22 protein-coding genes and 3 pseudogenes are annotated in these 21851 nt (G+C 69.1%); 20 read left to right on the forward strand and 5 right to left on the reverse strand.

From position 1 onward, the window contains the following. Positions 1–168: 168 nt before the first annotated feature. Positions 169–1350 carry a peroxidase-related enzyme gene (locus H3H54_RS10475; protein ID WP_262423850.1) on the reverse strand — a complete coding sequence of 394 codons (1182 nt, stop codon included), beginning with the start codon at positions 1348–1350 and terminating at the stop codon, positions 169–171. A gap of 259 nt (positions 1351–1609) precedes the next feature. Between H3H54_RS10475 and H3H54_RS10480 the strand changes: the two genes are divergently transcribed. Next, entirely contained in the window at positions 1610–3448 is a 1839-nt protein-coding gene (locus H3H54_RS10480) for a glycoside hydrolase family 127 protein (RefSeq protein ID WP_262423851.1), read from the forward strand. Between the two features lie 46 nt (positions 3449–3494). Beyond that, a pseudogene (locus H3H54_RS10485) lies at positions 3495–5023 on the forward strand (DUF1846 domain-containing protein). 4 nt (positions 5024–5027) lie between these two features. On the opposite strand, the gene H3H54_RS10490 reads toward H3H54_RS10485, so the two are convergent. Next, positions 5028–5597: a DapH/DapD/GlmU-related protein gene (locus H3H54_RS10490; RefSeq protein WP_262423852.1), complete on the reverse strand. Its 570-nt coding sequence runs from the start codon at positions 5595–5597 to the stop codon at positions 5028–5030. Positions 5598–5810: 213 nt separating this feature from the next. Here H3H54_RS10490 and H3H54_RS10495 point away from each other — a divergent pair, with 213 nt between their 5' ends. The 10 genes from H3H54_RS10495 to H3H54_RS10540 all read left to right on the forward strand — a co-directional run bounded on the left by H3H54_RS10495 (position 5811) and on the right by H3H54_RS10540 (position 13466). Continuing rightward, positions 5811–6197 (forward strand): hypothetical protein, encoded by a 387-nt coding sequence (locus tag H3H54_RS10495; protein ID WP_262423853.1) that lies wholly within the window; start codon positions 5811–5813, stop codon positions 6195–6197. 207 nt (positions 6198–6404) lie between these two features. Then, a complete protein-coding gene (locus H3H54_RS10500) occupies positions 6405–6653 on the forward strand; it encodes a LacI family DNA-binding transcriptional regulator (RefSeq protein ID WP_262423854.1) in 249 nt (82 codons plus the stop codon). Beyond that, complete coding sequence (locus H3H54_RS10505) at positions 6650–8422, forward strand: substrate-binding domain-containing protein (RefSeq protein ID WP_262423855.1); 1773 nt, start codon at positions 6650–6652, stop codon at positions 8420–8422. Before H3H54_RS10500 ends, H3H54_RS10505 begins: the two co-directional genes overlap by 4 nt. A 5-nt stretch (positions 8423–8427) precedes the next feature. After that, positions 8428–9090, forward strand: a complete 663-nt coding sequence (locus H3H54_RS10510) for a carbohydrate ABC transporter permease (protein ID WP_262423856.1) — start codon at positions 8428–8430, stop codon at positions 9088–9090. Further along, positions 9045–9377: a hypothetical protein gene (locus H3H54_RS10515; RefSeq protein ID WP_262426456.1), complete on the forward strand. Its 333-nt coding sequence runs from the start codon at positions 9045–9047 to the stop codon at positions 9375–9377. The genes H3H54_RS10510 and H3H54_RS10515 overlap by 46 nt, the downstream gene beginning before the upstream one ends. A 79-nt stretch (positions 9378–9456) precedes the next feature. Next, complete coding sequence (locus tag H3H54_RS10520; protein WP_262423857.1) at positions 9457–9618, forward strand: hypothetical protein; 162 nt, start codon at positions 9457–9459, stop codon at positions 9616–9618. Positions 9619–9662: 44 nt separating this feature from the next. Then, positions 9663–10577 carry an extracellular solute-binding protein gene (locus H3H54_RS10525; protein ID WP_262423858.1) on the forward strand — a complete coding sequence of 305 codons (915 nt, stop codon included), beginning with the start codon at positions 9663–9665 and terminating at the stop codon, positions 10575–10577. Next, the gene (locus H3H54_RS10530) at positions 10574–11038 is read left to right on the forward strand and encodes a hypothetical protein (protein WP_262423859.1); all 465 of its coding nucleotides are present in this window, start codon (positions 10574–10576) and stop codon (positions 11036–11038) included. The genes H3H54_RS10525 and H3H54_RS10530 overlap by 4 nt, the downstream gene beginning before the upstream one ends. Positions 11039–11100: 62 nt before the next feature. Continuing rightward, positions 11101–12543, forward strand: a complete 1443-nt coding sequence (locus tag H3H54_RS10535) for a glycoside hydrolase family 32 protein (RefSeq protein ID WP_262423860.1) — start codon at positions 11101–11103, stop codon at positions 12541–12543. Beyond that, positions 12540–13466 carry a carbohydrate kinase gene (locus H3H54_RS10540; protein ID WP_262423861.1) on the forward strand — a complete coding sequence of 309 codons (927 nt, stop codon included), beginning with the start codon at positions 12540–12542 and terminating at the stop codon, positions 13464–13466. The genes H3H54_RS10535 and H3H54_RS10540 overlap by 4 nt, the downstream gene beginning before the upstream one ends. A gap of 28 nt (positions 13467–13494) precedes the next feature. Here H3H54_RS10540 and H3H54_RS10545 read toward each other — a convergent pair whose 3' ends face one another. Then, entirely contained in the window at positions 13495–14154 is a 660-nt protein-coding gene (locus H3H54_RS10545) for a TetR/AcrR family transcriptional regulator (protein WP_316249009.1), read from the reverse strand. A 321-nt stretch (positions 14155–14475) separates the two neighbouring features. Here H3H54_RS10545 and H3H54_RS10550 point away from each other — a divergent pair, with 321 nt between their 5' ends. The 8 genes and pseudogenes from H3H54_RS10550 to H3H54_RS10585 all read left to right on the forward strand — a co-directional run bounded on the left by H3H54_RS10550 (position 14476) and on the right by H3H54_RS10585 (position 19118). Beyond that, entirely contained in the window at positions 14476–14877 is a 402-nt protein-coding gene (locus H3H54_RS10550) for an alpha/beta hydrolase (RefSeq protein ID WP_262423863.1), read from the forward strand. Then, positions 14874–15152 (forward strand): alpha/beta fold hydrolase, encoded by a 279-nt coding sequence (locus H3H54_RS10555; protein ID WP_262423864.1) that lies wholly within the window; start codon positions 14874–14876, stop codon positions 15150–15152. The genes H3H54_RS10550 and H3H54_RS10555 overlap by 4 nt, the downstream gene beginning before the upstream one ends. A gap of 163 nt (positions 15153–15315) precedes the next feature. Then, positions 15316–17200, forward strand: a pseudogene (gene recQ, locus H3H54_RS10560) (DNA helicase RecQ). Between the two features lie 55 nt (positions 17201–17255). Then, the gene (locus H3H54_RS10565) at positions 17256–17684 is read left to right on the forward strand and encodes a hypothetical protein (protein ID WP_262423865.1); all 429 of its coding nucleotides are present in this window, start codon (positions 17256–17258) and stop codon (positions 17682–17684) included. Next, positions 17602–17985 carry a hypothetical protein gene (locus H3H54_RS10570; RefSeq protein ID WP_262423866.1) on the forward strand — a complete coding sequence of 128 codons (384 nt, stop codon included), beginning with the start codon at positions 17602–17604 and terminating at the stop codon, positions 17983–17985. The genes H3H54_RS10565 and H3H54_RS10570 overlap by 83 nt, the downstream gene beginning before the upstream one ends. Next, complete coding sequence (locus H3H54_RS10575; RefSeq protein ID WP_262423867.1) at positions 17982–18290, forward strand: hypothetical protein; 309 nt, start codon at positions 17982–17984, stop codon at positions 18288–18290. The genes H3H54_RS10570 and H3H54_RS10575 overlap by 4 nt, the downstream gene beginning before the upstream one ends. Then, positions 18287–18412 carry a hypothetical protein gene (locus H3H54_RS10580; RefSeq protein ID WP_262423868.1) on the forward strand — a complete coding sequence of 42 codons (126 nt, stop codon included), beginning with the start codon at positions 18287–18289 and terminating at the stop codon, positions 18410–18412. Before H3H54_RS10575 ends, H3H54_RS10580 begins: the two co-directional genes overlap by 4 nt. A 40-nt stretch (positions 18413–18452) precedes the next feature. Next, the gene (locus H3H54_RS10585) at positions 18453–19118 is read left to right on the forward strand and encodes a (deoxy)nucleoside triphosphate pyrophosphohydrolase (protein WP_262423869.1); all 666 of its coding nucleotides are present in this window, start codon (positions 18453–18455) and stop codon (positions 19116–19118) included. Between the two features lie 6 nt (positions 19119–19124). Here H3H54_RS10585 and H3H54_RS10590 read toward each other — a convergent pair. Next, positions 19125–20823, reverse strand: a pseudogene (locus tag H3H54_RS10590) (ABC transporter ATP-binding protein). Beyond that, positions 20820–21851, reverse strand: a complete 1032-nt coding sequence (locus H3H54_RS10595; RefSeq protein ID WP_262423870.1) for an ABC transporter permease — start codon at positions 21849–21851, stop codon at positions 20820–20822. Before H3H54_RS10595 ends, H3H54_RS10590 begins: the two are co-directional and overlap by 4 nt.

Below are 21851 nucleotides of genomic sequence, written 5' to 3' on the forward strand. Positions count from 1 at the left end.
CGACGATGGTGAGCTGTTCGGTGGCGTCGGCCTGTCCCTCGACGGTGACGTCGCCGCAGGCGGCGAGTCCGAGGACGGGCAGGGTGGCGAGAAGCGGCGCCGAGCAGGGTGCGCCGGGTGGGCCGGCGGCGGGCGGTTGCAGTGGTCATGGTTCCTCGTTCGGGATGGTCAGGCGGCGTCGGGGAGCGACGGGTCGCCGAGGCTGAGCATGAGGCGGTTGGCCCAGGCGAAGAAGCCTGCGGCGGTGAGCAGATCGGTGATCTCGTGATCGTCGAGGCCCTGGTCTCGCAGGGCGCTGATCTGGGCGGCGCCGAGAGCCGGGCGCGGGCGGGACAGCTCGGCTGCGGCGTCGATGATCGCGCTCCAGCGCTCGTCCTGGCCGCCTGCCAGCGGTGCGAGGTCGCCGGAGACCCAGTCCTCGTCACGCTCGAGCACTGCGTCCAGGAGGGCGTCGACGTCGTCCTCGCGCTTGGAGAAGCCGGCGGCCTTGCGGGCGTGCACGGAGGCGCAGTAGATGCAGTCGTTGACCTTGCTGGTCACGGCAGCGGCCAGTTCGCGCTCGGCCTTGGGCATGCCGTCGCGCGGCAGGAAGATCGCGTTGTCGAGCTCGCTGCGCGCCCGGGTGATGCCGGGGGTCAGCGAGAGCATCCGGAAGTAGACGCTGTTGGTGCTCGCCTTCGAGGCGAAGGAGTCGCGCTGCTCCTCGGTGAGCTCGTCCTCGGAGGGGACGGGGATCCACGGCTCCCACTGGAGCTGGTCACGGGTGAAGGCCGAGGGGCGGGTGCGGCCGCTGGGAGTGGTGCCGCCGTGCTGGGCGGCGCGTCCGCGGGAGCGGGGGATGCGGGTCGGCGCGTCGGCCGACGGGACGTCGAGGCCGTGCAGGGCGGCGAGACCGGCGATCAGCCGCTGGAGGTGGCTCTCGAAGGCCACCAGCTGGCTGATCAGGACCACGGTCCGGGAGTCGTGGCCCGCGGCCGCGAGATGCTCCTGGTCGGCGAGGGTGGCGAGGGCCGGGGAGACCGACAGCAGGTCCACCTGGTCGCGCAGCGCGGCGAGCGCGGGATCCTCGGCGAGCGGATCCGAGGCGGTCAGCTGCGCGGAGGCGCCCTGGGCGCGGTGCCAGTCGGCGAGCACGCCGCTGCCCTGCCAGTCCGCGGAGATGGCGGCCAGTGCGTGCAGCACGGGCGCGGGCAGCGGCTGGGGTTCGCGGTACAGCGCGTCGTAGGCGTCACGGGTGCGGGAGAGCACATCGGGGCGCAGGGTGGACAGGGCTTCGCTCGCCTCGGGCGCTCCGCTGAGCACGGCGGTGAGGATCTGGTGGGCGTCGAAGGACGGCTGCGCATCGGACATGCAGACATCTTATGCAAGCCAAAAGCATGACTAGGGCCTGCGGTGCTGTGGAAGCTGTCACCCTCACCTCGGGGAGGGCCCGCCCGTTTCCCACGTTGAGCTACCCCTTGACCTGGGCCGATGAGCCGTCGAGGATGGCGTGCACGACATCTCGACGAGGAGACCTCTTGCCTGCCCAGTCACAGCGCTCCGCACGTCCGGCACCCGCGCTCCCCCGTTCCCCGCAGCATTCCGGACTGCGCCCCTCGATCTCACCCACGTGACGCTGCATCCGCGCGGGGCCCTCGGCGCCTGGCAGGAGCTGAACGCGTCCGCCACCATCCCGCACTGCATCGCACAGCTCGAGAGCTCCGGGGTGATCGACAACTTCCGACGCCTGAGCGGGGAATCCGGGGCGGAGCATCGCGGCTTCGTCTTCGCCGATTCCGATCTGTACAAGGTGATCGAAGCCGTGGCGTGGGAGATCGGCCGCTCCGGCACCACGGCGCATGATGTCTGGCTCGACGAGATGATCGCACTCGTGGCTCGGACCCAGGAGCCCAGCGGCTACCTGCACACCTGGGTCCAGGGCGTCCGCCCGGAGAAGAAGTTCTCCGAGCTCCACTGGACCCACGAGATGTATGTGCTCGGGCACTGGCTGCAGGCCGGCATAGCCCTGGCACGCACCGCCGGCCGCACTGACCTGCTCGATCTCGCGCTCCGCTTCGTCGAACTCGTCGAGCGTCGCTTCGGCCCCGGCCGGGAGAACGGCATCCCCGGCCACCCGGAGATCGAGACGGCGCTGGTGGAGCTGTTCCGCCACAGCGGCGAGCAGCGGCACCTCGACCTCGCCCAGCACCTCGTTGACCAGCGCGGGCGCGACCTCCTGCCCGGGGGCGGCTTCGGCGCCCACTACTTCCAGGATCACCTGCCGGTGCGGGAAGCCGTCGACCCGATCGGTCACGCAGTGCGCCAGCTGTATCTCAACGCGGGCGTCACCGACCTGTTCCTCGAGACCGGGGAGACGGCGCTCGGTGACGTGATGCGTGAGCAGTGGGATCGCGTCCACACCCGCAAGATGTACCTCTCAGGGGCCTTCGGCTCACGCCACCGCGATGAGTCCTTCGGCAATGACCATGAGCTGCCGCCGGACCGCGCCTATGCGGAGACCTGCGCGACCATCGCGGACCTCCACTGGACCTGGCGGATGATGCTCGCCGGGGACGACCCCCGCCATGCGGACGTCATCGAACGCGAGATCCACAACGCCCTGGCCGCCTCGGTCGACGCCACCGGCACCCGCTTCTTCTACTCGAACCCGCTGCAGCGCCGGCCGGACCGCTTCGACGAGGAGAACGCCCCCGCCGAGCGGCAGGAGTGGTACTCCTGCGCCTGCTGCCCGCCGAACATCGCCCGGACGATCGCCCAGCTCGGCGCCTACGTCGCCGGGCTCCGCCAGGACGAGCATGGGGCGAGCCTCGAAATCCTCCAGCTGGCGGACATGTCCATCGCACTGCCCGCCGAGGTGGGCAGCGGAACCCTCCACGTGGAGACCGACTATCCGGATTCCGGCACCCTCCACCTCCGGCTCGCCCCGCTGCACGCGGCCGACGGAGCACGGCTCGGAGTGCGCATCCCGGGATGGGTGCGCAGCGGCACGCTCACCCCCGCAGCCGGGCCCGAGCGTCCGCTCGCCGCCGGGGAGCTCGCTGCGCAGCGCCTCGAGCTGCCGCTGGACGAGGTCGACGGCACGGTCATCGTCCTCGACATGCCGCCGCGCTGGACGGTCTCGCATCCGCGGGTGGACGCCACGCGCGGCTGTGTGGCCCTCGAGCGCGGGCCTCTCGTCCACTGCATCGAGCAGGTGGATCTGCCGGGCGGCGTCGAGGTCGATGATCTGCTGGTCCCTGCCGGGGCGACGGCGAGCGCGAGGGAGGACGGGACGCTCGAGCTCTCGCTGCGTCACCGTCCTTCCGGCGGAGAGCTTTACCGCTCCCTCGACGGGCAGGAGGCCTCCGAGGCGGACGCCGAGTCCGTCACCGTCACCGCGGTGCGCTTCTCCCGCTGGGGGAATCGGGGGCCGGGTGCCATGCGGATCTGGCTCCCTCGCGAGCACTGAGCGCCAGCAGCCCGCTTCCGGCTGGGGTCGGTGCTAGCGTGCCGGGGTGACCGTCTCGGATCTTCTCTCCAGCTCCCCGTCCCCCTCCCCCGCGATCGGCTTCGACCGCGAGAGGTACATCGAGCTGCAGTCGCGGCACATCCAGCAGCGCCGGGACGAGATCGGCGGGAAGCTGTACCTCGAGATGGGCGGGAAGCTCTTCGACGACCATCACGCCTCGCGGGTGCTGCCCGGGTTCACCCCCGACAACAAGATCGCGATGCTGGAGCGGCTGCGGGACGAGCTGGAGATCCTGGTCTGCCTGAATGCGAAGGATCTCGAGCGGCAGAAGGTCCGCGCCGATCTGGGGATCTCCTACGAGGACGATCTGCTGCGGCTGATCGACATCTTCCGTGAGCACGGCTTCCTGGTGGAGAACGTGGTGCTGACCCAGTTGGAGGACTCCAACCATGTGGCGCACGCGTTCATCGAACGGCTGGAGCGGCTGGGGCTGAACGTCGCCCGGCACACCGTGATCCCCGGGTACCCGCAGGACACTGCACGGATCGTCTCCGAACAGGGGTTCGGTGCGAACGAGTACGTGCGCACCAGCCGGGATCTGATCGTGGTGACCGCGCCGGGCCCGGGTTCGGGGAAGCTCGCCACCTGCCTCTCGCAGATCTACCACGACCATGCCCACGGGGTCAGTGCGGGGTACGCGAAGTTCGAGACCTTCCCGATCTGGAACCTCCCGCTCTCGCATCCGGTGAACCTCGCCTACGAGTCGGCGACGGCTGATCTGGACGATCTGAACCTCATCGACCCCTTCCATCTGGCCGCCTATGGCGAGCAGGTGACCAGCTACAACCGCGACGTCGAGGTGTTCCCGCTGCTGCGCACGCTGCTGGAGCGGCTCACAGGCGCCTCTCCGTACGCCTCCCCCACCGACATGGGCGTGAACATGGTGGGCGACTGCATCATCGACGATCAGGTGTGCCGTGACGCCTCGAAGCAGGAGATCATCCGCCGCTACTACAAGGCACTGATGTCCGAGCGGATCGGGGACGAGGACGATGTCGTCTCGCAGCGGATCGGGATGATCATGTCCAGGGCGGGATGCTCGCTGAGCGACCGGGCGGTGGTAGAGCCGGCGCTCGCGGTCGAGGCCCGCACCGGGGAGCCGGGGGCAGCGATCGAGCTGGCCGACGGCACGCTGATCACCGGCAAGACGTCACCGCTGCTGGGCTGCTCGGCCGCGATGCTGCTGAACGCCCTCAAGCACCTGGCTGGCCTCGAGGATGCGGTGCAGCTGCTCTCCCCTCGTCGATCGAGCCGATCCAGACGCTGAAGACGGAGCACCTGGGTTCCCGCAACCCCCGCCTGCATACCGATGAAGTGCTGATCGCCCTGTCGGTCTCCGCCTCGAGCGATGAGAACGCGCGCCGTGCGATCGACCAGCTGCGCAGCCTGGCCGGCTGCGATGTGCACACCACCACGATCCTGGGCACTGTGGACGAGGACATCTTCCGCAACCTCGGGATCTCGGTGACCTCCGAGCCTCGGTTCCTGCGCAAGCAGCTCTACCACAAGCGCTGAGGCCTCATTCCTCCACGCTGCGCAGCGCGCGCGCCGGGGATCCGACGACGAGAGCCTTGGCAGGAACGTCCTTGGTGACCACCGAGGCGGCGGCGACGACGGCATCATCACCGATGGTGACTCCGGGAAGGATCGTCACGTTCGCACCGATCCAGACGTTCCGCCCGATGATCACTGGCGCCGGCTGCAGGTCTCCGCGCCGTGAGGGAACGAGGTCGTGGTTGAGGGTGGCGATCATGGTGTTGTGGCCGATGAGGCAGTCGTCGCCGATCTCTATCCCGCCCTGGTCCTGGAAGCGGCAGCCGGCATTGAGGAACACGCGCTTCCCCAGACGGATGTTCTTGCCGAAATCCGAGGTGAACGGCGGGAACAGGGTCACGCTCTCGTCGATCTCGCGCCCGGTGAGCTCCGCGAGCAGCTCCCGCACCCGGGCCGGCTCGCGGTAACCGCCGTTGAGCTCGCCGGTGATCCGCAGAGCCTCCTGGCTGGTGGAGTGCATCACCTCGTGCAGAGGCGAGTCCGCCACGATCCTGTCGCCCGCATCGAGCGCCTCGAGCAGATCTGTGAGGGTCAATGGAACCGCCTTTCCTCGGCCCGTGCCCCGGTGGTGGTGGGCCTGGCCTTCCCACAGCGTATCGAGCCCGCCGCTGCCCTGGCCCGCGGCACCACCAGCTTGTGAGAAGATTTCGCGGTTCGCGCGCCGGGTAGGGGATATCCGGCGCGCGGCGAGCCATCTGGGAGGCCCCCTCACGGCGCGGTCCCGGCGGAAGCGTGCTCTACTGGGGAGATGACTGTCGATCTCTCCCACCGCCGGCGCATGACCCGCACCGAAGCACTGGGCTGGAACCCCGACTGGTCCGTCGGAGATATCCGACTGATCGGTGAGCACTTCGACCGGGTCGAGGCGCTCACCTTCTACCGCACATCCTCCAACGGCAGCGTCACGGCGCAGGATTCCGAAGGCCGTTCGGTGATGTACCTGTACCCGGGCTATGTGGAGTTCCGCAAGGGGCTCGCCCCCGAGGACCGCCCGGATCCGGAATGGCACGGCCTGGCGCTGTCCTCCTTCCGTCCCCGCTCGGCCACCTCGTCCAAGGGCGAGGAGCGGCTGAGCTTCTGCCCGAGCTGCTTCTACGCGCTGCCGGCGACGGGCATCTGCGACACCTGCGACTGAGCCGCTGGGCGGCCCGGGCCGTCCCGGGTCGCCGGCGATGGAGATGGCGAGCGCGCGGGCGCCATGTTGCCCCCTCACCATCAGAATCATCGATTTTCGCCACCCTGCGCCTCTTGACAGCCGGGGATCACAACCCTCAGTATCTACGTCATACGAATAACGTCCGTCGCTCGGAAGCCCGAGGGACCCGGTACCGAGGAGCACGGCATGGCGCAGCGCCCCACCATGAACGACGTGGCCGCCGAAGCCGGTGTGTCCCAGGCCGTCGTGTCGCTCGTGCTCGGCGGGCGCTACGCGGGGCGCGCCTCCGAGCGGACCGCAGAGCGGATCCGCGAGGCGGCAGAGAGCCTCGGATACCGCACCAACCTGCAGGCGAAGACGCTCAAGACCGGCGTCTCCGAGATCATCGGCCTGGTGGGTGACGAGGTCGCCACCTCCCCTTCTCGGGGCAGATGATCAAGGGCGCCCAGGACTGCGCGTGGGCGGAGGGCAACACGCTGATGACCGTCGACACGGGCGGGGACGCCGCACTCGAAGCGGCCGCCATCGAGACGATGCTGTCCCATCAGGTGCGCGGGATCCTGTACACGGCCATGTACCACCGCGAGCTCGAGGTGCCGCGCAGCGCTCTGGAGACCCGCACCGTCACCCTGAATGCCCGCGACCTCACGGGGAGCACCCCGAGCGTGATCCCCGACGAGGAGAAGGGCGGGTACGACGCGACCCGAGTCCTGCTGGAGGCTGGGCACACGCGCATCGGCATGATCAACATCCATCCCACGGAGGAGATTCCCGCCGCCCGCGGTCGCCGCCGCGGGCACCAGCGCGCCCTGGAGGAGGCGGGCATCGCCTTGGACCCGAGCCTCATCCATGCCGGCGAGGGCATCCATCGAAGCGGCGACGAGGGGGTGCAGGCCCTGCTCGCGCTCGAGGATCCGCCGACGGCGATCTTCTGCGGCAACGACCGGACGGCGCTGGGCGCCTACCAGGCCATCGCGGAGCTGGGCCTGCGCATCCCTGAGGACGTCTCGATCGTCGGCTTCGACGACCAGGACGTCCTGCGGGACTTCTTCCACCCTCCGCTGACCACCGTGCAGCTGCCGTTCATCGCCATGGGCGAGCGTGCCGCCGCCCTCGTGCTGGATCCCGCAGCCCGCCCCGAGACCCACCTCATCCCCTGTCCCGTGATCCACCGCGGATCCGTCGCCCCCGAAAGGACGCTGACGCATGACCACCGACACCGCCGTCGGACCTCCCGCCCCGCAGACCGCTGCACCGCCGGGGGCCCCGACCCCGCCCCCGTCCCCGCGTGCCACTGCGCGCCGCACGCGGGTGCGACGCATCGTCCAAAGCTGGCAGTTATACGTACTACTGGCTCCTGCGGTCATCTACCTGTGGTCTTCAAGTACTGGCCGATGTACGGCGCACAGATCGCCTTCCGCGAGTACAACCCGGTGGACGGCTTCTTCTGGAGCCCATGGGTCGGTCTGGAGCACTTCCAGACCTTCATCACGAGCTTCCAGTTCGAGCGCATCGTCGCCAACACGCTGACCATCAACACCGTCGGCCTGCTGGTCGCGTTCCCGGTGCCGATCATCCTGGCCCTGATCGTCAACCAGCTGCCCAGCGAGCGCTTCAAAAGGCTCACCCAGACCATCCTCTACTCGCCGTCCTTCATCTCGGTCGTGGTGGTGGTCGGCATGATCCACCTGCTGTTCTCGCCGAGCTCCGGCCTCGTCAACCACCTGATCGGCACCTTCGGCGGGCAACCCATCTTCTTCATGGGAGCGCCCGAGTGGTTCAGGCCGCTCTACATCGGCTCCGACGTCTGGCAGAACGCCGGCTTCTCGATGATCATCTACCTCGCCGCGCTCACCGCGATCGACCCCTCGCTCCACGAGGCGGCACGCATGGACGGCGCGCACCGCTTCCAGCGGATCCGCCACATCGACATCCCGGGCATCCTCCCGGTGATCACGATCCTGTTCATCCTGGCCGTGGGCAACATCTTCAACCTCGGTTTCGAGAAGGTCTATCTCATGCAGACCGACCTCAACCTGCCCACCTCCGAGGTCATCAACACCTACGTCTACAAGGTCGGTCTGCAGGGCGCCCAGTTCAGCTACTCGGCGGCCATCGGACTGTTCAACTCCGTCCTGAACCTCCTCCTTCTGGTGACCTTCAACTGGGTCGCGAAGAAGGCCAACCAGTCGAGCCTGTGGTGATCCCGATGACAACCCAGAACAGCACCCATCCTCTCCAGCGCAGCTCCTTCACGCCGCGCAGGCAGACCTTCGTCAACCGCATCGCCGATCCGCTCTTCGTGATCGTCACCTACGGGATCATCGCGATCGCGATCCTCCTGATCGTCTATCCGCTGTACTTCATCGTCATCGCGTCGATCTCCGATCCGAACCTCGTCCAGCAGGGCAAGGTCGTCCTGTTCCCGCGGGGCATCACCTTCGACGGCTACGTCACGATCTTCAGCACCTCGACCATCGTGCGCGGTTTCCTCAACTCCGTGCTGTACACGGTGGTCGGCACCGTGCTCAGCGTCTCGATGATCCTGTTCGGGGCCTATGCCCTGGCCCGCAAGGACATGCCGGGTCGGAACCTCTTCATGATCCTGTTCGTGATCACGATGTTCTTCGACGGCGGCATGATCGCCCGCTACCTCGTGGTGAAGGAGCTGGGGATGCTCGACACCATGTGGGCCGTGGTCCTGCCCGGCGCCGTGGGCGTCTGGAACCTGGTCATCGCCCGCACCTTCTTCGAGCAGAACCTCTCCCCGAGCTGCGGGAGGCGTCGCAGCTGGACGGAGCCTCCGACTTCCGGTTCTTCTTCAGCATCGCGCTGCCGCTGTCGAAGCCGCTCATCGTCCTCATGGCGATGATCCACATCGTCGCGAACTGGAACGCCTTCTTCGACGCGATGATCTACCTCAGCGACGAGTCGAAGTACCCGCTCCAGCTCATCCTGCGCAACGTGCTCATCCAGTCGCAGGCCTCCGCCTCCGGCATGGACATGGCCTCGATGGACTCCACGGCCGCCGCCCAGAAGATGGGCGAGCTGCTGAAGTACTCGATGATCGTGGTCTCCACGATCCCGCTGCTCATCGCGTTCCCGTTCCTCCAGCGCCACTTCATCAAGGGCGCCACCCTCGGTGCGCTCAAGAGCTGACCGTTCTCCTATCCGCGCGCATCCCGAACACCCAGTCATACGTACAACCGCACAACAGCCACGACGAAGGAGTCCCCTCATGCTGTCCCGTCGCCAGTTCACCCTCGGTGCCACCGCTCTCTCCCTGACCGTCGGACTCGCCGCCTGCAGCCGGCCCTCCGCGCAGGAGACCGAGGATCTCTCCGCCGACGCCGGCCTCACCGACTCCGGGCTCCGGTCGTCAGCGAGGAGCTCACGCTGAAATTCGGCGGCGCGAAGTCCGCCCTCGCCCCGGACTACGAGACCATGGAGCTCGCCGAGACCTGGACGGAGGATTCAGGCATCACGATCAACTGGGTCAACGAACCGGACGAGGTCTGGAACGAGAAGAAGAACCTCCTGCTCGCCAGCGGCGAGCTCCCCGACGCCCTGTTCAACACCGGTCTGTCCGACGCGGAGGTCGCGAAGTACGGCGCCAACGGCACTTTCATCGCCCTCGAGGAGCTCATCCCCGAGCACGCACCCACGCTGCACGGCATCCTCGAGGAGCGCCCGGACATCAGATCCGCGATGACCGCGTCCGACGGGCACATCTACACGCTGCCGAGCGTCGAGGAGCTCGGCCTCGTCGAGTTCCCGCGGATGCTCTTCATCAACACCGACTGGCTCGACCAGTACGGCCTGGAGATGCCCACGACGGTGGACGAATACCACGAGGCCCTGCTCGCCTTCAAGGGGGGCGGCCCTTCCGGCGTGCTGCCCCTGTCCTTCATCGGCGCCGGGGACATCGCGGACCTCATCGCCGCGATCGGCGGGCAGGCCGACAATGCCGACCACCGCATCGTCCAGGACGGGAAGGTCGTGTTCACCGCGGACAAGGACGGCTTCCGCGATGCGATCGCCACCCTCCACACCTGGTACGGCGAAGGGCTCATCGACCAGGAGTCCTTCGCCCAGGACTACGTCAAGTTCATCGCGAGGGGAAGGCCGAGCCGCAGAGCCTCGGCTCGTTCTACTTCTGGGAGATCTCCGAGGTGGTCGGCGCCGAGCGGGCTGATCAGTACCAGCTCGTGCCGATCTTCCCCGGGCCCGACGGGGTGCAGCGCGCCTGTGTCGAGAACAACCAGGAGATCAACCGCGGTGCCTTCGCCATCAGCCGTACCAACCAGTACGCCGCGGCGACGCTGCGCTGGGCCGACATGCTGTTCGACCCGGCCATGAGCGCACAGGCGAACTGGGGACCGGTCGGCGTGTCCCAGGAGCTGAACGACCAGGGGATGCTCGAGCAGATCCCTGTCACCGGTGGCGGTACCGAGCAGGAGCGCCGGGTGAAGGTCGCCCCCGGCGGGCCGAAGATCATCACCGCCGAGGACTTCGAGACGGTCGTCCTGCCCGAGCCGAGGGCCGCCGAGCGTCAGGCCCAGATCTCTGAGTTCTACGCGCCGCACCGTGCCAACGAGAAGTACCCGCCGGTGATGCTGTCGGTCGAGGAGCTGAACCGGATCAGCACCATCGAGGCCGACGTGAAGACGCTCGTGGACGAGAAGGTCTCCACCTGGATCGTCAAGGGAGGCATCGAGGACGAGTGGGACGGCTACGTCGCCCAGCTCGAGTCGATCGGACTGCCCGAGATCGTCGAGGTGTACCAGACCGCCTACGACCGCTTCCTCGAGAACGCCTGACCCCTGAACCCTGTCTTGCCTGCTGCCACCACTTCCCGACAGACCCCGAAGAGAAGAAGAGAATGACGACCACTGAGCAGTCCCTGTCCAGCACCAGCGCCGATGTGTCTCGCACCGACGTGCACCGCCCCCGATTCCATTTCACCCCTGAATCGACCTGGATGAACGATCCGAACGGCATGATCCTTCACGACGGCCGGTGGCATCTCTTCTACCAGAACAACCCGCTGGGCAGCGATCACGACAACCTGTCCTGGGGCCATGCCGTCTCCGACGATCTGGCGACGTGGACGCACCTGCCTGTGGCACTGCGCTTCTCCGAGCAGGAGATGATCTTCTCCGGAAGCGTCGTCCACGACGCGCAGAACAGCTCGGGGCTGGCGGCGCCGGGCGAGCCGGGCCCGTTGGTGGCCCTCTACACCAGTGCGTACACCGCGGCCCATCCCACCCGTGCGGGCATCCAGGCCCAGTCGATCGCCTACTCGACCGACGGCGGCACCGAGTGGACCCACTACGCCGGCAATCCGGTGCTGGATCGCGATTCCGCGAACTTCCGGGACCCGAAGGTGTTCTGGCACGCGGAGAGCGAGCGATGGGTCATGGTCACGGTGGAGGCTGTGGACTTCCAGATCCATCTCCACACCTCTGCGGATCTGCTCTCGTGGGAGCACGCCTCGGTCTTCACCCACCCTGAGATCGACGGCGGCATCTGGGAGTGCCCCGATCTGCTGCGGGTGCCGGTCGCCGGCTCCGCTGGCAAATCCGCGCGCGAGGCCTGGGTGATGGTGCTCAGCACCAATCCGGGCGGCCCCGCCGGTGGTTCCGGCACCTACGTGCTGATCGGCGATTTCGACGGCCGCAGCTTCACGTTGCAGGCGCCGCCGCGCCCGCTTGATCTGGGCCAGGACTGCTATGCGGCGGTCTCCTTCTCCGGGGTGGGCGGCAACCCGGTGCTGATGGGCTGGATGAACAACTGGGACTACGCCCATCAGACCCCGACCGCTCCGTGGCGATCGTCGATGACCCTGCCCCGGACGCTCCATCTGGAGCCCACGGCCGACGGCACCCTCGACCTGATCCAGCATCTGATCGTCCCCGAGGCGGTTCGGACCGTGGACCTCGGCGCCCTGTCCGCCGCTGCCCGCCCGGTGGTGCTCGATGCCGCGGAGCCGTTCCGCCTGCGCGGCGTGCTCTCCGCGCGCACCCCGCACCGCCTCGTGCTGCGCTTCGACCAGGACGACCTGGCGCGCGAGCTGGTGCTCTCGGTGGACGCCGCAGGACAGATCGTGGTCGATCGGAGCGCCGCTCATGAGACGACCTTCGCCCGGGATCATGGCCGCTCCGCGCCCTATGTGCCTGCAGCCGGCACCGAGGAGGTCTCCTTCGATCTGGTGGTCGATCGCTCCTGCATCGACCTGGAGCTGGACGGCGGCCGTGCCCTGGTGTCGCAGCAGATCTTCCCCGGCGCCTCGGAGGCCACCGTCCACGTCGAGCCCGGCGCATGAGCGAGCCGGTCGCGCTCGTCGTCGGAGAGGCGCTGATGGACGTCGTCCGCTCGCCGGACGGGAAGGTGCGGCATCGACCAGGCGGCAGCCCGGCCAATGTGGCCGTGGGCCTGGCCCGGCTCGGGGTGAGCACGGAGCTGCTGTGCTCTCTCGGTCCCGATGCGCACGGCGCCGCTCTGCGAGCTCACCTCGCCGCGGCCGGCGTCGTCCTGCGCCCGCCGATGGGTCCCGCGCCCTCGGCGACCTCGACGGCGGAGGCCCGGCTGGACGCGGACGGCGCCGCGAGCTACCACTTCGACATCTCCTGGGACCCGGGCCCGTTCGAAGCCGGTCCCGTCCGTCTCCTCCACACCGGCTCGCTCGCGGCAGTCGTGGAGCCGGGGGCGGAAGACGTCGTGGCGGCGCTCGCGGCGGCGGATCCCGGGACTCTCATCAGCCTCGATCCGAATGTGCGGCCCAGCCTCGGCCTGGGACCGGAGCAGGTGCGTGCGCGGTGCGAACTCGCCGCACGGCACGCGCACGTGGTGAAGATGAGCGATGAGGACCTCTCCTGGATGTACCCGGGAGCCTCCCTCGACCTGGTCGCCGAGCGGCTGCACGGGCTGGGGGTGCGACTGCTGGTGGTGACGCGCGGCGTCCAGGGTTGCGTGCTCGCCGCTCCGGGCTGGCGCAGCGAGCTGCCGGCCCCCTCGGTCCCGGTGGTCGACACCATCGGCGCCGGGGACTCGTTCATGTCGGGGCTGCTCTTCGCGATCCTGGCCTCCGGCGGGGATACGGGGCTCCGCACGGGCACCATGCACCGGCATCAGGCCGAGGCGTGGGCCCGCATCGCGCTGCGCAGCGCGGCGATCACCGTCGGCCGTGCCGGGGCGCAGCCGCCGCTCGCCGAGGAGCTTCCGCAGGAGGTCGCCGCAGCGGTGTGAGACGGCGACCCGCCCTGCGCTCCGCGCCTCACCCCTCCGGTCGGGCCGCCACCAGGCGCTCCACCGCGCCAGCCAGCTCCTCCGCAGCCTGTGCGCTGTCGTAGGACGGGTCTTTTTGGTGCTCGGCGACGATCGCGTCGATGGCGCCGCCCACTGCCAGCGCCGCCGTGCGAAGGTTCGCCGGTCCCGACAGGCCGTGGGTATCCCGCGCCTCGCGCAGCAGCTGCGCGAGCGGTCCCCATCGCTCACGGGACTCCCCGGGATGCCCCCATCGCACAAGGGCTTCTGTGGCCACCCGGGTGTGGTGCGGGTTCGCCCGGAAGTATCCGATCAGCGCGGTGATATAGGCACGGGGTCGCGCTGCCTTCGGAGCCGCCTCCACCGCAGCCCCGACCTCGGCGACCATCTGCGAGATCACCCGCTCGTGGGCGGCGCCGAGCAGTGCGGCGACCGAGCCGACGTGGTGGAGCACGCTCGCCTTGCTGAGCTCTGCCCGCTCGGCGATGCGGCCGAGGGTCGCGTCCCCATAGCCCTGCTCCCCCACCAGCTCGATCGTCAGCGCGATTAGCTGCTCTCGCCGTGGCTGCGGTGCGCCGACGGGACGGCCGGCTCTTCTCCCGGTTGACATGACGCCTAATCTACCGCATGGTCGATTATGCGTCCGTCCTCCACCGAAGGGACTCGGCATGACCGAGCACCAGAGCGTCCGTCGGCTCCGCCGCCCACGCAGACGCCACCTCCTGATCGCGCTCCTCGTGGTGAGCGCGCTGGGCACGGGGTACCTCCTCGGCGCCACGCGAGCGGCACCGATCGGTCATTGGCGCTCGACTGAAGGGCGTGCCGCGTACCTCCAGGCCTACGAAGTCGCCTTCTCGGAACTGCCCGCACCGGCCGAGACGCTCGACATCCGCACCGACTTCGGTGTCGTGCGGGTGTACCGCTTCGAGGGCACCGGCGATGCCGAGCATCCGGTCGTGCTCCTGCCGGGCACGGCGTCGGGCTCCCCGTCATGGCGGACAACATCCCCTCCCTGCTGGAGGGCGGTGACGTCTACGCGATGGACCTCCTCGGCGAGCCCGGTCACAGCATCCAGGAAAGGCCCCTCACCTCGGACGAGGACAAAGCGGCCTGGCTCCACCAGACCCTCGCCGCCCTCCCAGAGGAGCAGTTCCATGTGCTCGGCCTCTCGATCGGCGGGTGGACCGCCACCAACCTCGCGCTGCACCATCCCGAGCACGTCGCGAGCCTGACCGTCCTGGATCCGGTCCAGACCTTCGACGACATCCCCCTCGGCACCGCGCTGCGCTCGATCCCCGCCGCGTTCCCTTGGATGCCGAGGTCGTGGCGCGACTCCTTCAACTCCTACACGGCCGGCGGCGCCCGGTGGAGGACGTCCCGCTGGCGCGCATGATCGAGGCCGGGATGAAGAACTACCGCATGGCCCAGCCCTCACCGACCCGGATCTCCCCGGAGCGGCTGGGGACGCTCGAGGTGCCCGTCCTGGCCATCCTCGCCGGGCGCTCGGTGATGCACGACCCGGCAACAGCGGAGGAGACCGCCCGCTCGGCGCTGCCGGACGCACGGGTGGAGGTGTTCCCGGACGCGAGCCATGCGATCAACGGTGAGCACCCGGAGGAGATCGCTGCGCTCGTGGACGAGTTCGTCACCGAGGTCGAGGCGGACTGAAGCCGCTGTCCCCGCAAGCGCACGGGGCAGGGCGACGTCCCCGACGAGTTCCAGCCGACGGCGGCGTGCAGGATGTCGGCACCTCGTGGAGTCGTATCCGTCGCCGTCCACAGCCGCGGCCACGGGTCCCCGCCCATCCTCCGGCCCGAATACAGTGGCCATCATGGATGCCCCGTACGCCACCGACCCGATCTCCGCTCTCCGCGAGGGCGATGCCGAGCAGACCGACCGCGCGCTGGAGATCCTGTCGACCGTCTTCGGCTACGACTCCTTCCGCGGCGAGCAGGCCGCGATCATCGACCATGTCGCCCGCGGCGGGGACGCCGTGGTGCTGATGCCCACCGGCGGGGGCAAGTCGCTGTGCTACCAGATCCCCTCGCTGCTGCGCGAGGGCACGGGGATCGTGGTCTCACCGCTGATCGCGCTGATGGCGGACCAGGTCGCAGCGCTCGAGAGCGTCGGCATCCGGGCCGCATACCTGAACTCGACCCTGGACTTCCATGAGGCGCAGGCGGTCGAGCAGCAGCTGCTGGCCGGTGAGCTGGACCTGCTGTACATGGCGCCGGAGCGGCTCGTCCTCCCCCCGCACCCAGGACCTGCTGCGTCGCGCCGAGCTGGCCCTGTTCGCGATCGACGAAGCGCACTGCGTCTCCCAATGGGGGCACGATTTCCGGCCCGACTACATGGGGCTGTCCGTGCTCGCCGAGGCCTTCCCGCAGGTGCCCCGCATTGCATTGACCGCGACGGCGACCGAGGCCACCCACCGTGAGCTCACCGAGCGGCTGCGGATGCAGGAGGCGGAGCATTTCGTCTCCAGCTTCGACCGGCCCAACATCCAGTACCGCATCGATCCCAAGGCCTCCCCGCGCGAACAGTTGCTGCGGCTGATCACCACCGAGCACGAGGGTGAATCCGGGATCGTGTACTGCCTGTCCCGCAAGAGTGTGGAGCAGACCGCCGAGGCGCTCGTCGCCCGCGGCATCCCGGCACTCCCCTATCACGCAGGCCTCGATGCGGCCGTCCGCCAGGACCACCAGGAGAGGTTCCTGCGCGCGGACGGCCTGATCATCGTCGCGACGATCGCGTTCGGCATGGGGATCGACAAGCCGGACGTCCGCTTCGTCGCCCACCTCGATCTGCCCAAGTCCATCGAGGGCTATTACCAGGAGACCGGGCGCGCCGGGCGCGACGGCCAGCCCTCCACTGCCTGGATGGCCTATGGCCTGGGCGATGTGGTCAACCAGCGCCGGTTCATCGATTCTGGGGAAGCCAGTGAGCAGTTCAAACGCAATGCCCGCTCCCACCTCGACGCGATGCTCGCCCTGTGTGAGACGGTCTCCTGCCGCCGCGTGCAGCTGCTGCACTACTTCGGGCAGGAGATGGACACCGAGGCCTGCGGGAACTGCGATACCTGCCTGAACCCGCCCCAGACGTGGGATGCCACGGTCGCCGCCCAGAAATTGCTGTCGGCGCTGATCCGGCTGGACCGCGAACGCGGCCAGAAGTTCGGCTCCGGGCAGGTGATCGAGGTGCTGCTGGGCCGCGAGAACGAGCGCTCCACCCAGTCCCGTCACCAGGAGCTGAGCGTCTGGGGCATCGGTGAGGAGCTCAGCGAGAAGGAATGGCGCACCGCGATCAGGCAGCTGCTGGCCCGCGGCGTCATCGAGGCAGAGGGCGACTACGGGGTGCTGGTCCCTGGCCCACAGGCCGGTCCGCTGCTGCGCAGCGAGACCACGATCGAGCTCGCCGTAGATCGCACCCCGGCCAAGCCACCCCGCTCGCGCTCCGGGCGCAGCGGTGGTGGGTCACGCGCGGCCGAAAGCTTGGAAGTCGCCGAGCGGGAGCGTTTCGAGGCCTTGCGCACCTGGCGCACCTCGGTCGCCAAGGAGAAGCAGATCCCTCCGTACATGGTGTTCTCCGATGCCACCTTGGTCGCCATCGTGCAGCTGCGCCCGCAATCCGTCGCCCAGCTGGGCACCGTCAGCGGCGTCGGCGCGAAGAAGCTCGCCGAGTACGGCGACGCAATCCTGGAAGCGCTGCCGGGCTGACCCGGATCTCGGCTATCGTTTCCCCCAATGACCAGGACCGACGAGGGGAAGCACCGTGACCGCACCCGGAACGCCGAACGGGCAGCAGAGCGGCGCACAGCTGCCTGACTGGCAGCAGCAGATGCCGTCCTCGCCCTATGGACAGCAGGGACAGCCCCCGGCGCCGAAGAAGAAGACCGGCCTGATCATCGGCCTGATCGCCGGTGGTGGCTGCCTCCTCGCGATCCTGCTGGTGATCGCCCTGATCATCGTCTTCGCGGTGCGCGGCGGCGGTGGCGAGAGCGGCGCGGGCACCGATTCCGACATCGCGGCGCTCTCCCCGAGGAGCAGGCCACGCAACTGGTCACCGACTACATGGCAGCACTGGAGGCCGGTGACTCAGCGACCGCATCATCGAGCTGATGCCCCCGCTCGACGTCGCCGGCGCCGAGTACCTGCCCGTCGAGGTGTACGACGCCGCGCTGGCCGCCGCCCCCGTCGGTGAGGTCGTCATCGCCGCACCCGTCATGGAGGAGTCCGGCAGGGCCGGCACCGTGAACGTCGACTACACCGTGGGCGACCAGGCGGCCACGGCCGAGTTCACCGTCGAGGACTACGACGGCGACGACGTCCACACGTTGACGCCCAACGGGGATACAACTATCTGCCCGCCAACTTCGCGGGACTGGGTGCCACGCTCAACGGCACCGAGGTCGCCGAGGGCACCGACTTCCATCTGCTCCCCGGTGCCTACGAGATCGCCTTCGGCCTGGAGACCTTTGCGCCGAGCAGCACGGATCCGATGATCATCCTCCGCCCGGACGACAGGGTCGAGTGGCCCGAGCCCGCCCTCACCGAGGAGGGTCTGACCACCTTCCGCGGGGCCGTGCAGACGGCCGTGGATGCCTGCATCGCGGAGAAGACCCTGCAGGTCGGATGCGGCATGGCGGCTGTGCCCGCCACCGGCACCAGCAGCGACGGGTGGACCGCGGTGGAAGGAACGGTGACCCGCACGCTCGCCGAGGAGAGCCAGCGGAACATCGACACCATGGAGGCCACCCCGGGTACGACGAGCCCACCTTCGTGCGCGGCGAGTCGGTCGGCGCCGTGAACACCGAGTTCGAGTGCACCAAGGACGGCCAGACCGGCGGCTGCGAACTCATCATCGGAGGCGGCATCTCGGTGCCGAGCGTCGACATGGCCGATCCGGACCTGCCGGTCATCTGGTCCTGAGCCCCGGCCGCTCGTCACACCCTTCGGCGAGAATGGGCCTATGACGATCCACTGGGTGCGTGGCACCTGCCCCCGCTGCGGCAGCGACCAGGTGCTCCACCACATCATCGGCATGCCCTTGTTCGAGGCGATGGAGACCTCCCCCGCCTGGGTGCGCTGGGAGGGCTGCACGGGCCTCGGGCCTGAGCGCGAGTGCCAGGCCTGTGAGCACCAGTGGGAGCCCGATGACGTCGGCTTCGCCGAGGAGGGCGAGGAGATATGGGACAGCCGCACTGACGAGACCATCCCGCCCCCGCCGGCCCCGCTGCGAGTGGTCGGGGCGGTCCTCATCGACGGTGAGCGGATCCTCGCGGCCCGCCGCGGACCGGGCACCCGAGCAGCCGGCCTCTGGGAGTTCCCCGGCGGGAAGATCGAACCCGGAGAGTCGCCCCAGCACGCCCTGATCCGCGAGCTGCACGAGGAGCTCGACATCGAGGTCGAGGTGGGCTGGCTGATCGGCCGCGGACTCGGCAGCGCCGGTGAGCGCGAACTGCACCTGGACTGCTACTGGGCACGGCCGACGGGGCCCGCCCCCACCACCAGCACCGACCACGACCGGCTGGAGTGGGCGGAGCCCGCGAGGCTCGCCGACCGCGAGTGGGCCGAGCCGGATATCCCCATCGTCCAGGAGATCCTCGCGGGCGCGAGCCCCCGATTCACCCGCTGACAGTGGTCACGACGCCGCCGCGCCGCTGCCCCACTCCCGTGCAAAGGCCGCGCGCCGCTTCGCCTGCTCGGCCGGATCGGGGACGGGCAGCGAGGCGATGAGCTTGCGTGTGTAGTCATGCTGTGGCCGCTGCAGCACATCCGGGCCATGGCCGTCCTCGACCAGATCACCGCGGAACAGCACGCCGATGCGGTGGGCGAGCGAGTCCACCACCGCCAGGTCATGGCTGATGAACAGGGCCGCGAAGCCCAGCCGCTGCTGCAGCTCGCGGAAGAGCTCCAGCACCGTCGCCTGGACCGAGACGTCCAGTGCACTGGTGGGCTCGTCCGCGATCAGCAGCTCGGGCTCGAGCACCAGCGCCCGGGCGAGGGAGATCCGCTGGCGCTGCCCGCCGGAGAGCTCGTGCGGGTAGCGACGGGCGTAGTCGCCCGGCAGCTCCACCGCCTCCAGCAGCGAGCGCACCTTCTGCTCCCGCTGACCCGCAGACAGCGCCTTCTCGTGCACGATCAACGGTTCAGCGATGCACTCCTGGATGGTCAGGTGCGGGTTGAAGGAGGTCGCAGGATCCTGGAACACGAAGCCGATGCGTCGGCGCACGGGCTTGAACGCCTTCTCCCGCACCCCGTTCATCTCATGCCCGAGCACCTGCAGGCTGCCGCCGGTGGTGCGTTCGAGCCCCGCGATGGCCCGCCCGATGGTGGTCTTCCCCGAGCCGGACTCCCCCACCAGGCCGTACACCTGGCCTGCGCGGATCGTGAAATCCACGCCCTTGACCGCACGGAAGGCGGGCTTGCCGAGACGGCCCGGGTATTCGATGACGAGGTCCTCGGCGACGACCACCGGTGGGGCCTCCTCGATCTCCTGCTGCTGTTCCTCGCTCAGCGCGGTCCAGGCCGAGCGCCGTCCCAGGTGCGGCACCGCAGCCAGCAGCTTCTTCGTGTACTCCTCGCGGGGCTCGGCGAACAGCTCCTTCACCCCGGCCCGCTCGATGATCCGGCCGCGGTACATCACGGCCACGGAATCGGCGAGATCGGCGACCACGCCCATGTTGTGGGTGATGACGATGAGCGAGGTGTCGAAGCGGTCGCGCACGTCGCGCAGCAGATCGAGGATCTCTGCCTGCACGGTGACGTCGAGGGCGGTGGTGGGCTCATCGGCGACGATGAGCTCGGCGCCCAGAGCGAGCGCCATGGCGATCATGATGCGCTGCTTCTGCCCGCCGGAGAACTCGTGCGGGTAGCGGTCGATGCGCTCGGCGGCGTCCGGGATCCCGACCGCCTCGAGCGCGGAGACCGCCTCGGCGCGGATCTCCTTGCGCGTCATCTTCGGGCGGTGCGCCCGCAGCCCCTCGCCGATCTGCCACCAGATGGGGAAGACCGGGTTCAGGGCGCTCGAGGGCTCCTGGAAGATCATCGAGACGTCTTCGCCGCGCAGGGCGCGCAGCCGCGGACCGCTCAGCGCCACCACGTCGGCGCCCGGAGATCAGCACCGCGCCGGTGGCCTCGGCGGTGTCCGGCAGCAGTCCCAGGATCGAGCGGGCGGTGACGGACTTCCCGGAGCCGGATTCGCCGACGATCGCGAGGATCTCCCCGGGCTGCACCGTGAGGCTCACCCCGTCGACCGCGTGGACGTCACCCGCGTCGGTCGCGAAGTGGATGTCGAGGTCGCGGATCTCGAGCCGGGCAGGGGTCGTCGTGTCGGTCATGCCGCCACCTTCTTCTCGCTGCGACGGCGCTTGCGACGGGTGCGCAGGCGGGGATCGTTGAGGTCGTTCACAGATTCGCCGACCAGGGTCACCCCGAGGACGGCGAGCACGATAGCCAGGCCGGGGAACAGGCCGGTCCACCAGATCCCGCTGGTGGCATCGGACATCGCCCGGTTGAGGTCGTAGCCCCACTCTGCGGCGCTGGTGGGTTCGATGCCGAAGCCGAGGAAGCCCAGGGCCGCGAGGGTGAGTATCGATTCCGAGGCGTTGAGGGTGAAGATCAGCGGAAGGGTGCGGGTGGCGTTGCGCAGCAGGTGGGTGCCCATGATGCGCCGATGCCCGGTGCCCACCACTTTCGCGGCCTCCACGAACGGTTCGGCCTTCAGCCGCACCACCTCCGCGCGGATCACCCGGAAGTACTGCGGGATGAACACCACGGTGATGGACAGCGCGGCGGCGAGGATGCCGCCCCAGGCGTTGGACTGCCCGCCCGAGATGACGATCGACATCACGATCGCCAGCAGCAGGGGGGGGAAGGCGTAGATCGCGTCGGCGAGCATCACCAGCACGCGATCCAGCCAGCCGCCCACGTAGCCGGACAGCAGGCCCAGGGCCACTCCCAGGAAGAGGGAGGCTGCGACCGCGCAGACCATCACGGCCACGGCGGTGCGCGTCCCCCAGATCACGCGGGAGAGCACATCGAAGCCGGTCACGGTGGTGCCCAGCGGGTGCGCGGCCGACGGCGGCTGCTGGGTGCCGAAGGCGGTGCCGTCCGCCGAGGTGGCAGCGAAGCCGTAGGGCGCCAGCAGCGGTGCCAGCAGCGCCGTGATCAGCAGACCGAGCACCAGCACCAGGCCGGTGACCAGCATTCCTCGCTGGAGGCCGACGCTGCGGCGCAGGTGGCTGAGGATCGGCAGGCGGAGGTACCAGGGCGAGCCGGCGCCGGCGGCGACGGTCGCCGCCTCGGCGGCCAGGTCCGTATCGGCCGTACTCTCCTCGCCCGGGGGCACAGGGTTCGAGAGCGTCAT

This window comes from Brachybacterium sp. Z12 (genome assembly GCF_014400405.1).
Taxonomy (GTDB): Bacteria; Actinomycetota; Actinomycetes; order Actinomycetales; family Dermabacteraceae; genus Brachybacterium.